This is a genomic window from Pseudomonas ogarae, from assembly GCF_014268695.2.
Taxonomy (GTDB): Bacteria; Pseudomonadota; Gammaproteobacteria; order Pseudomonadales; family Pseudomonadaceae; genus Aquipseudomonas; species Aquipseudomonas kilonensis.
Genome location: NZ_CP077086.1, coordinates 4,399,610 through 4,411,626 on the forward strand (window position 1 = coordinate 4,399,610; position 12,017 = coordinate 4,411,626).

Annotated in this window: 9 protein-coding genes and 1 pseudogene; 4 read left to right on the forward strand and 6 right to left on the reverse strand. The window is 58.0% G+C overall.

The annotated features are described in order from the left end of the window. Positions 1–197 precede the first annotated feature (197 nt). A complete protein-coding gene (locus tag HU749_RS19165) occupies positions 198–599 on the forward strand; it encodes a hypothetical protein (RefSeq protein ID WP_079302272.1) in 402 nt (133 codons plus the stop codon). Between the two features lie 476 nt (positions 600–1,075). Here HU749_RS19165 and HU749_RS19170 read toward each other — a convergent pair whose 3' ends face one another. Beyond that, entirely contained in the window at positions 1,076–2,119 is a 1,044-nt protein-coding gene (locus tag HU749_RS19170; RefSeq protein WP_079302273.1) for a GlxA family transcriptional regulator, read from the reverse strand. Between the two features lie 293 nt (positions 2,120–2,412). On the opposite strand from HU749_RS19170, the pseudogene HU749_RS29685 reads away from it, so the two are divergent. Both HU749_RS29685 and HU749_RS29690 read left to right on the forward strand, forming a co-directional pair. Continuing rightward, positions 2,413–3,495, forward strand: a pseudogene (locus HU749_RS29685) (HAMP domain-containing protein); the annotation flags it as partial. Positions 3,496–3,588: 93 nt separating this feature from the next. Further along, complete coding sequence (locus HU749_RS29690; RefSeq protein WP_371914652.1) at positions 3,589–4,356, forward strand: methyl-accepting chemotaxis protein; 768 nt, start codon at positions 3,589–3,591, stop codon at positions 4,354–4,356. Between the two features lie 125 nt (positions 4,357–4,481). Here HU749_RS29690 and HU749_RS19180 read toward each other — a convergent pair whose 3' ends face one another. The 5 genes from HU749_RS19180 to HU749_RS19200 all read right to left on the reverse strand — a co-directional run bounded on the left by HU749_RS19180 (position 4,482) and on the right by HU749_RS19200 (position 10,483). Beyond that, positions 4,482–5,369, reverse strand: coding sequence for a DMT family transporter (locus HU749_RS19180; RefSeq protein ID WP_079302275.1), 888 nt, complete (start codon positions 5,367–5,369; stop codon positions 4,482–4,484). Positions 5,370–5,411: 42 nt separating this feature from the next. Continuing rightward, positions 5,412–6,737, reverse strand: a complete 1,326-nt coding sequence (locus tag HU749_RS19185) for an NAD(P)/FAD-dependent oxidoreductase (RefSeq protein ID WP_079302276.1) — start codon at positions 6,735–6,737, stop codon at positions 5,412–5,414. A 20-nt stretch (positions 6,738–6,757) separates the two neighbouring features. Then, positions 6,758–7,651 carry a dihydrodipicolinate synthase family protein gene (locus HU749_RS19190; protein ID WP_079302277.1) on the reverse strand — a complete coding sequence of 298 codons (894 nt, stop codon included), beginning with the start codon at positions 7,649–7,651 and terminating at the stop codon, positions 6,758–6,760. 4 nt (positions 7,652–7,655) lie between these two features. Next, entirely contained in the window at positions 7,656–9,152 is a 1,497-nt protein-coding gene (locus HU749_RS19195; RefSeq protein WP_079302278.1) for an aldehyde dehydrogenase, read from the reverse strand. Between the two features lie 341 nt (positions 9,153–9,493). Then, positions 9,494–10,483 carry a LysR family transcriptional regulator gene (locus HU749_RS19200; protein WP_079302279.1) on the reverse strand — a complete coding sequence of 330 codons (990 nt, stop codon included), beginning with the start codon at positions 10,481–10,483 and terminating at the stop codon, positions 9,494–9,496. 228 nt (positions 10,484–10,711) lie between these two features. On the opposite strand from HU749_RS19200, the gene HU749_RS19205 reads away from it, so the two are divergent. After that, a complete protein-coding gene (locus HU749_RS19205; RefSeq protein WP_079302408.1) occupies positions 10,712–11,941 on the forward strand; it encodes an aromatic ring-hydroxylating oxygenase subunit alpha in 1,230 nt (409 codons plus the stop codon). The last annotated feature ends 76 nt before the right edge of the window (positions 11,942–12,017 follow it).

A 12,017-nucleotide genomic window follows, 5' to 3' on the forward strand; every position in this document is an offset into this window, starting at 1 on the left:
GAGGAAAACGTTTACCCGCCTCGCGCCTGTTGCGCATGAACCCTGATCCTCTATAAAGTTCCGCTGGCATTCAGGCTTTCTGACGAGCAGCTCCCAAGCCGTACCGTTGGATTGTTGACTCAATGTTACAAGCCGAGCAAAATGATTTCACTTTGCCACTCCACCCCTTAGCTTCAGCTTATTTCATGGAAGAAAGCATGAAAACGGTTATATCGATCGCCGTACTTTTCGTCGCGTGCAGTGCCACAGCGGACGTTCAGAAAATCAAATATAACTACGACGATTCAGATGCCGAATATTCCATCGTCTCGTTTGCTGAAAATGGCCCTGCCATTCATGCCACTGTACGAAGAGCGGGGGCCTATTTCACTAGCTATACAAAATTGGAGCTCGACTGCGCCAACCGCAATGTCCGTCACATGGGCATGTACAACAACGTTGAGACCCTGGAAAACGTTCAGTTTGACGAAATGCAGGAACGAATCGTCGAGGGCACGATGGCCGATGAAGTAGGGAAAGTGCTCTGCAACGGCTCCACCTTGACCGCCTCGCAGTCCGATGAACTGCCTGCCGAAGTACAACCAGACGACAAGAGCTGATCCCGACATCGCTAGCCTGCGGCGTCGTCTTTCGCCCCCGTGCGAAAGCACTACAGAGCAAAACGTTCTGACATGGATGTCTTCGTATTTGATGGCGAGGCCTTGCAACCACTCGCCAGCAAATACTGCAAGACCCTTTATTTCTGCGCAGACGGAAAAAAGGCAACCTGACCCGATAACCTGAAGCGCCTGCCTACTTTTGGCGGGTGGGGAAGATTTATGCACGCAAAAAAGATATTCGAGTTGCTGATGTCGCTGTTGGCCTACGCTGTTGTCTCACTGCTTTGGTTCGCGTATGCCGTTCCAGACATGATCGAGCAAGATTCAGACCTCCTATTGATCATGGCTGCGACCGGGTCGATCATTTGGATGTGTGCCACAGGTTGTATCGTTCTGTACATGATCCAAAAGGTCCGAGCGACCTGATCGAGAGATCGAGCCGCTCGCCGCACGGAAAAACGCGTAACCTTCAGGCCTCACCGCAGCGCTTGTTTTCGCTCAAGCTTGGAACGATAACTGCCCGGTGGAACGCCGAAAAAATCCCGGAAACGCCGCTGGAAGTGCGGGGAGCTGACGAAGCCTGTCGCCACGGCGATTTCGGTCACGGATCGATTGGTTTGCTGGATGAGCTGGCGGGCACGCGTCAAGCGCAGCTCCAGGTAATAGCGGGTGGGGGTCGCACCGAGAAAACTGCAGAACCGCCGCTCCAACTGCCGCTTGGAAATCTTCACGCACGCCGCCAGCTCATCGATGGTCAAGGGTTCTTCTACGTTTTGCCACATCAGCTCCAACGCCAGCTTGAGACTTTCCGGAAGCGTCGGGTCCGTCTCGACGAAGACCGGCGGCAAGTCCGTCGCATCATCGCCGGACTCATCACAGCGAAGAATTTCCTCGATAGCGCCTACCAGCGCTGCCCCGCCCGTCTGGCGAATCAACTGGAGCATCATGCGCAGCGAACTGTTGGCACCCGCGCAACTGACCCGTTCCCGATCAACCACATAGGCCCGGCTGGACACTTTCACATGGGGAAACACCTCCGCCATCATGGCGCGGCTTTCCGGGTGGACAGCGCATTCGAAACCATCCAGCAGGTTGGCATCGGCCACAAAGAAGGCACCGTTCCACAACCCGCCCAGGATCGCCCCGCACGCCGCGTTGGCGCGTAGCTTGCGCCGCAGCAAGGGGTGGCCTTGCAACTTCACGCGAAAGCCCCCGGCGACAATCAGCACGTCCTGGTTTTCCGGCATCTGCGCCAGTTCGATGTCGGTCGAGATGACAATGCCCAGGTCGCTCGTGACTTGCCCACCTGAAACCCCCACCGTCAGCACTTCATAGAGGGGCATGTCGCTCATCAGGTTGGCGGTCACCAGCGCGTCCACCGCACCGGTGAAGGACATCATCGAAAAATTATCCATCAGTACAAACGCGACGCGGATCGGCGCCTGGCTGGCGGGCGCTGATCCGAGCGGTCGATAAGCCATGTTCTTGTTTTTGAGTACGCTCTCGAATGCGCTTGGCATAGGGCCTCGTTAATACATCAAAGACGATGATGATTGGCTGCACGTGGGTGCCTTGAGCCGCAGGGCGAAGGCGCAGAGCAAACCACGCTATCTTCCAGACTAGTCAAGCCGGCTGCAATCGCGCCTGCGCCGTCTACCGGTCGGTCCGCGCCATAATGGAAAGCCTCAAGTGCCTACGACTTTGGTCGATACACTGTCAGTAGGCATGGGCGCTTTTCCCTTCCAGAGACTCGCAACGCCAACCACTGCTGTTTCCGCCGCTCCAACACTTAAAATATTCCGCGGGAGAAGTCATGAATATCAAACAGAAGCTGACATGGGCGTTCGCGGCCATCGCCTGCCTCCCGGTTATCCTGGTGGCGGTGCTTGTCGTGCTGAACCTGCGCGACGCCGCAAAAACCAACTTCCTGGACAGCAGCGGCCGTGAAATCCGCCAGATCGACAACGGCATGAAGCAGTTTTTCGATGGCATCAGCCAGAACGTCGAATTCTTCGCCAAGGACCCCCGGGTCATCGCGGCCAAAGGGCTGAAAAGCTACGCCGGTGCCGACGCCGCACAACTGCCCTTCCCCGAGATCAACCAGCAGCTTCTGGATATCTTCGAGAGATTCGCCAAGAGCCACCCCACCACCGCCTACCTTTCCGTGGGCATGGAGGACGGCGGCTACGCCAGTTGGCCGGACGATCCCAAAATGGCCAACTACGACCCGCGCGTACGTCCATGGTACAAGGCCGCGATGGCCGCACCGGGCACCAACGTACGCACGGACGCCTATTATTGGGCGCCGGACGACGTATCGCTGATTGGCACCGTACACACCGTCGCCGACGCCAGTGGCAAACCCATCGGCGTGGTCGGCCTGGACGTGTCGCTCAAGCAGCTCACCGAACTGGTCAAGAACATCAAGCTGGGTGAAAGCGGCTACCTGATGCTGGTCGAAGCCAACGGCAACGTCCTGGTGGACGCTGCCGATGCCAAGCACAACTTCAAGCCGCTGGCCGACCTTGGGCCCAACTATGCCGAGCTGGCCAAAAGCAGCGATGGCGTGACCCAGATCGAAATCGACGGTGTGCCCTACATGGCCAACGTGGTCAGCTCCAAAGGGTTGGGCTGGCGCTTCATCGGCCTGATCAAACGCGATGAAGTGATGGCCGAGGCTTCGAGCCTGACTTGGCTAATCGCCGCCATTGCTGCCGTACTGGCTGTGGTGTTCGCTTTGGTGGGCGCCAGTTTCGCCAGCGTCATCGTGCGGCCGATTCGCGGTGTTGCCAATGGCCTGCAGGAAATCGCCGAAGGTGAAGGCGACCTCACCCGCAAGCTCTCGGTGCAAGGCAAGGACGAAACGGCCACCCTGGCGGGCTGGTTCAACCAGTTCCTGGGCATGATCGCGCAACTGATGCAGCGCATCGGCAGCGCCTCTTCCGACCTGCAAACTGCCGCAGCCGATACCAGCCACGTGGCCCAGAACATGAACGACGCTGCCGGGCGCCAGCGCCAGGCCGTGGAACTGGTGAGCACCGCGTTCAACGAAATGGTCGCCACCGCCAACGAAGTGGCCCGCTCTTGCAGCCAGGCCGCCTCCAGTGCGGACGAAGGCTATCGCGATGTACACGATGGGCAGCATCACATCGGCGAAGCCACCGGCAGCGTGATGAAACTGAGCGACGACCTGCAAAAGTCGACCCAGACCATGCAGGCGCTGGAACAGGACAGCAAGAACATCAACACCATCCTCGACACCATTCGCTCGATCGCCGAGCAGACCAACCTGTTGGCCCTCAACGCCGCCATCGAAGCCGCGCGGGCTGGCGATCAAGGTCGCGGGTTTGCCGTAGTGGCTGACGAAGTCCGGGCGCTGGCACGGCGTACAGCTGATTCCACCGGCGAGATCGACAGCCTGCTGGGTAACCTTGCTCGGCGCACCCAGGAAGTCACCCAGCAGATGCAAAGCAGCCTGCAGGTGTCGCAAACCAGCGTGGAACGCATCCAACAGGCCCGCGACAGCTTCGACAAGATCCGCAACTCGGTGGACTCGATTCGCGACCAGAATACGCAGATCGCCACGGCGGCAGAGGAACAGCACCAGGTGGCCGAAGACATCAACCGGCACATCGCGCAGATCCATGCCGATGCCCAGTTGGTCGAGGAATTCGCCCACTCGGCACAGACCGGCTCGGGGCGTCTGACGGATATTTCCGGTCAGCTCAAGGGCTTGGTGGGGCGCTTCAAGTTCTAAACCGGGCTTACGTCCACTGAAGATCAAATGTGGGAGCGAGCTTGCTCGCGAATGCGTTGTCACAGCCAATGAATATGCTGGATGTGCCGGCCTCTTCGCGAGCAAGCTCGCTCCCACAGGGAACACTACCCTTTCGCTTTGATCGCATACATCCCACCGGCAATCACCAGGCACGCACCCACCACCGTCCAGGTGTCTGGCAGCTCGCCGAATACCAACAGGCCAATCAGCGTGGCAAACACCAGCAGCGTGTAGTTGAACGGCTGGAGTGTGGCCGCAGTTGCATACTTCAGCGCCTGGAGAAATAACAGCTGGGCTACCACGCCTGTCGTGGAAAGCACCGCAATCAGGCCCCATTGCATAGGGCTCGGCGCCACCCATCCGGGAAGGCCCAACAAAGTGATGGTGATCGCGCCGAAGAACCCCATGTAAAGCATGTTCGTGGCGAACGAATCATGTTGGCTGATCCGACGAGTCAGCACGCTGAAGACAGCGAACCCCAAGGCAGACAAAAGCGGGATCAGTGCTACAAGCTCGAAAACACCGGTGCCAGGCCGAAGGATAACCAGCGTCCCCGTGAAGCCTATGGCCGCGGCAACCCATCGACGAACACCGATGAACTCCCCCAGAAATACCCCAGCCAACGCCAGGGTCATCAACGGGAACACCGCATACAGGGCATGCATTTCAGCCAACCCCAGATAGCGCAACCCCAATCCAAACAAGACAATTTCGCCCACCCCAATCAGGGAACGGATGACCTGCTGGTAAGGGTGGCGGCTTCGACAGGCCGTGCGCAGGCTTCCCTGATAGACGCTATAGCCGACAGCAAAAGCCAGGAATACCCAATAGCGCACCATCACCAACTGCGCGATTGGGAGGTCTTTGACCAGCACCTTGGTGATCCCATCCTGACTTGCGAACACCAGCATTGAGAGAAGGCACAAGAGAATGCCGAACTGGGGCCTGGGAACATTGTAAGCACGTACCGCGGTGTCCAATTGATCGCTCATGACTCATTCCATTTCGATGGGAGTTGCTGCTTCGTGACAACATCATTCACGCCCGGCACGCCATTCGCGTAATCGTAAGTCAGCTTTGGCGCCGATGCTCAGGAATGGTTGCGGGGGAAGATTTTTGGGCGAGTCATAATTCGAGAACACTTCAACCAGAGGCGATTTCAGCCCCACTACTGCCTCAGCGGCTGCAATCCCGGCAGCCGTGGATTTCGATGCGCCCAAGCCATTGCAAGCACAAGCAGCAAACAGCCCGGGTTCGATCTCTCCAAAAATCGGTACGCTGTTCCAGGTCAGCGCCATCGGACCACCCCATCGATACTGCATCTTCACGCCGGTAAGGTTGGGGAAGCGATCAGCAAACTTGCCATCGTGTACGCGTCCCGCACTTCGCACGTGCCCCTCATTGATTTCCAGCCCGGCGTGATAGGAATAACGCGAACGGATCAGGATGCGATCACCATCAGCGCCACTTACCCGGCGTACGGTCGTGCCCATGGGCAGCGCCGGCGTGGCCGCCCAGTCTCGTTTCCCGCTCAAGCGTCGAGGGTCAAAAGGCTCCGACATCGACGCATAGGTGAAGACATGCAGCAGTTGCCCAGGAAACAGGCCAAAGCTCTGTGCATGACCGTTGTTGGCCAAAATGATGCGTTTGGCCGTTACGGTGCCCTTGGATGTTTTAACTGACCAGCCTCCTGGCTGCTTGTCGAAAGACCGGACCGCAGAGTTCTCATACAGCGTTACCGGATTGCGCAGACTGTCTGCAACCGCTCGTATGTAGGCCGCTGGCTGCACCATCACCGTACCGGGCATGTAGAGCCCGGAGGTATAGAGTTGGCTGCCAGTCACCTCATGAATGCCTTTGGCATCCAGGATTTCATGGGACTCATTGAGCCCTTGCAGTTGTCGGGCATAAGCCTTGATGTGAGCATCGCCTTTCTGGCTGATAGCCACACTGTAGCGACCGCATGGGTCAATGATGTCGCGCCCCCAGCCGTACTCCTGCGCCATGTCCGTGGCCAAGCCGATCGCCGTGCGGTAGAGCGTGATGTCCCGTCGAGCCCGGTCGGTTGACGAGCCACCGAAATCTTCCGAGCTGACTTCATGGGGCAAATCAATGATGAAGCCTGAATTGCGCCCGGTGGCCCCCTCTGCGACAACACCGGCTTCCAGTATTGCAACCCGCAGTGTCGGATCGAGCTGGGATAACCGTCGTGCGGCAGAGAGGCCGGCAAAGCCCGCGCCGATGATCGCCACATCGGCGGTCATCGCCCCCTCCAGCGGTGCGGTTGGCACACGCGCTGCAAGCATGGCGACCCAAGCGGAAACACTGCTGTTTTTTGGAAACTTGTTGGCCACGTACATGACTGTCGCTCCCAATGTCGTCAGGCGAGATCTGACTCGAGAGCAATCAGCGGCTCAAGGACTGCCTTGAGCACGTCGATTTTATCGGCGGACAAACGCGCCAGTGGCCGACGCGGATTCCCCGCCCCATAACCGCTGATCTCAGCGCCGGCATAGACCGACTGCACATAGTCACCCTGCCAGATCAGCGACATCACCGGCTCGATCGACCGCCAGATCTCCCGGGCACGTGTCCAGTCCTGTTTCATCGCGGCGTCCACCACGGCAACGCACGATCGCGGCGCCATGTTCGCCCCGCCCCAGATCAGGCCCGCCGCACCGGCAAAGAGCGCGTAGGGCACCAGCGGGTCGGCGCCATTCATCGTAGGCAGCCCAGTGCGAACCAGCGAGGCTTGAGCGGCAAGGTCGCCACTGCTGTCCTTGATCGACACGAAGTTCGGAATCTCGCTCAACTGGCGAAACAGCGACGGGGTCACTTCTACGCCCACGGCCTGAGGCACGTTGTAGCCAATGATCGGCAGCCCGGCTTCGGACACCGTGGAGTAGAAGTCAACGATGCCCTGGTCGTCGGTTGGGCCTTCGAAAAACGGTGGGAGCACCATGACGCCATCGGCTCCACATTCGGCAGCATGGCGGGTCCGCTCCACCACCTCGTCGACCAATAACGCAGAGGTCTGCACGATGATGCGAGCACGCCCATTGATGACTTTGGCGCCGAAGGCAACCAATTGCCTGGATTCTTCCTTGCTCAGGTACACATGCATGCCGGTCCCGGAACTCAGGACAAAACCCTGCACGCCGGCAGCCAGGTAGCGCTCAAGCAATGTCTCGAAACGCGGATAGTCGATCTTGCCTTGGGCATCGAAAGGCGTAGTAACGGCCAGGTTGATGCCGGAAAAAGCGAATGCGGACATTGAATCAAGCCCCTTCTTCATCGCTGGAGAGATCCAGCCAAATGGTTTTCAACTGGGTGTACTGATCGTGGGCATGCAGCGAGTTGTCGCGGCCACCAAAACCTGATTGCTTGTAACCGCCAAAGGGTGTGGTGATGTCACCTTCTCCAAACGAGTTGACGGTCACTGTCCCGGCCTTGAGGGCGCGGGCGACACGCATGGCTCGCTTGCCGTTGTCCGTGAACACCGAGGCGGCGAGTCCGTAGTCCGTGTCGTTGGCCACTGCCACCGCTTCTTGGAGGCTGCTGACGGTGATTACCGTGAGGATTGGGCCGAAGATTTCTTCGCGCGCAGGTCTCGCGTCATTGCTTGAGGCCTCGATGATGGTCGGGTGTACATACCGTCCGTGGCTGGTCTGCCCGCCGAAGAGCACCGGCTCACCCTGGCCCAGGTAGGAGCTGACTTTGCTGAAATGCTCGGTGGACACCAACGGGCCAACGCGGTTGGCCGGATCGAGTGGATCACCCACATGCCAGTCGTTGGCGAAGTGCTTGATGCGCTCGACCAGGGCATGCTTGATGTCCTCATGCACGATCAATCGGGAGATGGCGGAGCAGTTCTCCCCCATGTTCCAGAACGCACCATTCACGATATGCGAGGCAACACTGTCCAGATCACTGACATCGTCCAGGACGATGCAAGGGTTCTTTCCACCCATCTCCAGCACCACTTCCTTGAGATTGGTCTCGGCGGAGTATTTCAGGAAGCGACGCCCGGTATCTGTCGAGCCCGTGAAAGAGATGACGTCGATATCAGGGTGACGGCCAATGGGCTCACCGACCTCAGCCCCGCCGCCGGTCACGACGTTGAATACCCCGGCGGGGATGCCGGCTTCCAAGGCCAACTGAGCAACGCGCAGGGTCGTCAACGACGTTTCTTCCGCCGGCTTGACCACCAAGGAGCAACCGGCGGCCAGCGACGGGCCGATTTTCCAGGCCAGCATCAACAGCGGGAAGTTCCAAGGCAAGACCAGGCCAACCACGCCGATCGCCTCACGCACCACCAACGCGAGATGACCGTCGCAAGCTGGTGATACCTGGTCATAGATCTTGTCGATGGCTTCGGCGTGCCAGCGCAGGCAGTTAATGGTTTCCGGCACATCGACGGTCTGGCAGTCGAAAATGGTCTTGCCGCTGTCCAGGCTTTCCATCACCGCGAGCTCCAGCGCGTTTTCTTCGATCAACGCAGCCAGGCGCAGGATCGCCTGCTTACGCGCACTGGGATGAAGCTTTGACCAACGACCATCATTGAACGCGGCCCGCGCGGCGGTGACGGCCACGTCCACATCGGCTGACGAACAAGCGGCCACATCGGCGAGGTGCTCGCCATTGGCGGGATTGACTGTACTAAACGTTGCGCCGGAAAGTGCCGAGCGTATTTCACCATCGATCACAGCCTTACTTGGCAAGGTCAGTTGCCGAGCAATCGACTGGTATTCTTCTGTTGTTTTCAACTGAGTCATTATGGTCTTCCCCGCATTCTTTTTTTTGAACGATAGATACCGACAACGTGACCACTAAAACGGTTACCGGATCGGCACTGATGGGCAACTCGTTACTCATTCGAATGCTGCTGATATTCGACGCCGAATAACCAACGCCAGCGGAAACTGAATTTCCGGACAGGCGAATACGACACGAACCGCGCCGATATCAACCAGCACTCGTATTTGTTCGTTCAGGAAAGAGTGGTCATTCCTTCACCTTGAGACACGCGTTAGTTCTTGGCTCTCAAGGTGAAAGAATAAAGACAGGCGGGAACAGCACACAGCGACTTTTATGTGGAGCAACTGATGATCTGCGGTTATGCAAGGGCTACGTCCGGCGCTTCTACCCCCTCCGTATCAAACTGTGCCAAGAGCCAGTCGCGCAGCTTGCAGCAGCTTGGATCGCGCGCTTTGTCTTCATTGAAATTCAAATAGTGAAGGGTTTCCTTGTGCACCAGCTTTTCCTCGACCGGGCGCACCAGCAGCCCCTTCTCAATCAGCGGCGCTACCAGATGATGCCAGCCCAACGCGACCCCCTGACTGCCCAGCACGAGCTGGATCAAGAGGCTGTAGTCGTTGGCGTTGAAAAAGTGAGATGCCGTGCTGGATCGCGCCTTGAGGTCGATATCGTAGTGAGCGAGCCATCCATACCAGTCCAAATGCTCGGCCACTTGCGAGCGCCCGAAGGGGCTGAGGTTCAGTAACGCGCTGTCGCGAAGACCATGGATGGATTGCAGCTCCGGATGCTGCTCCAGATAGAGCGGTGTGCACACGGGGTAGATGACGTCGCACATCAGAGGCTCGCTGTGATAGCCGTCGTGACTCTTCATCATCTTGCAGATGATGATATCCGGATGCACCCCCGTATCCATGGACAGGAAGTTCTGGGTCACCACCAGGTTGAGATCAATCTCAGGGTAGGCTTCGAAAAAAGCCGGCAGTCGCGGCCCGAGCCAAAAGTTGGTAAAGGCCGGCGAACAGCACAGCGTGACCACATGCTTGGAGACAGCGTTATTGCGCATACGCTCAGCGGCCTGAGCGATGCTGCTGAATGACAACTGCACCACATCATAGAAGTTGGAGCCGGCGTTGGTCAGCTTGACGGCACGCCCTGCCCGATCGAAAAGCTCGGTCCCGAGATGCTCTTCCAAATCCCGGATATGGCGACTGATGGCGGCCTGCGTCACGCAGAGCGCTTCAGCGGCCCGGGTAAAATTCTGATACCTGGCCGCGGCCAGGAAGGCCTTGACCGCGCGCAGCGAGGGCATCTTGATCAGCGCCTGATCGGGTTCGGTCTGCTTAACCATGACAGTAGATCATCATTACCCCATAAAAAATGTCGATTCTTCAGGCCTATGGCCTCGTCCTAGACTGTTTGCAAGCAGTAGCGACCGCAATCCGGCGCATCCATGCCGTAAGGCTAGCTCAATTGGACACAGCGTTGAAACAAGTTCGCAGCGTTGCCAAGTCAGCGATTTATCTGGGCGACCAGAAACGCTGCACCAAGCCCCGATAATAAGGAGTGCATGAAAGAGATGCCTAAGTACACCGATGTATTAGACCTGATCAAGCAGCGTAAACCGCAGCATGGTCTTCCTGGCGCCGCTTATTCTGATGCCGATTTGTATCGCCAGGATCTGGAGCAGATTTGGCATCGGGAGTGGATTTTTGCGGGGCACACGTTTGAATTGGAGAAGCCAGGCCAGTACCTGACCTTGCAGATCGGTGATTACCCGGTAGTCATAGTACGAGGAAAAGACGGTGACGTCCGCGCGTTCCACAACGCTTGTCGCCATCGTGGCTCGAAAGTCTGCACCGAGGAAAAAGGCAAGGTGGCGAAACTGGTCTGCCCCTACCACAAGTGGACGTTCGAACTCGATGGCAAGCTTCTCTACGCCGGCAACATGGGCCCGGACTTCAACGCGGCCGACCATGGGCTTATACCGGCGCATTGTGAAGTGGTGCACAGCTACATTTATGTCTGCGTCGCCAAAGTGGCACCGGATTTCGAGAAATTCCGCAGCGCTGTTTCGCCGTTCATTGGCCCTCACCATCTGGAAGACTGCAAAGTTGCCTTCGAAGCTCACCTGGTCGAGAAAGGTAACTGGAAACTCGTCTTCGAGAATAATCGCGAGTGCTATCACTGTGACGGGACCCACCCTGAACTGCTGAAGTCGTTTGTAGAAAACGTATCTGTCCAGGGCATCGGCGGTGACGAAGATCCCGAGCTTGCCGCCCATTGGGGCACCTGCGAGGCAGCAGGTTTGGCCAGCCGGATCAACATGGACCCTGCGGGCCAATATCGAATGACCCGGATTCCCCTCAGTGATGGTGCCAGCAGCTACACGATGGACGGCAAGCCTGCCGTCACCGGACGCCTGGATCGCAGTGGCGTCGACAATATCGGAGCGCTGCTGTACTTCAACTATCCATCGACCTGGAATCACTTTCTTGGCGACCACGCACTGAGCTTCCGAGTGCTACCTCGAGGTCCGGGCGAGACCGTCGTGACCACCCGCTGGTTGGTGCACAAGGATGCACAGGAAGGGGTGGACTACGATATCGAGCGCCTGACCAAGGTCTGGATGGCGACCAATGACCAGGACCGACGCCTGGTAGAAGGAGCCCAGATCGGCGTCATGTCACCCGCTTATCAACCGGGCCCGTACTCACCGCTGGTAGAGAATGGCGTAAACCAGTTCGTCGACTGGTACTGCGAGGCCATGACCCGGCGCCTGACGGAAGCGGCTTCAAGCGTTCTATAAGCAGCGCAAACCGAGACGGACCGGACATAAACCGTCCATTTGATTTAAAAGTTTCCATACATAAATAAGAACATGG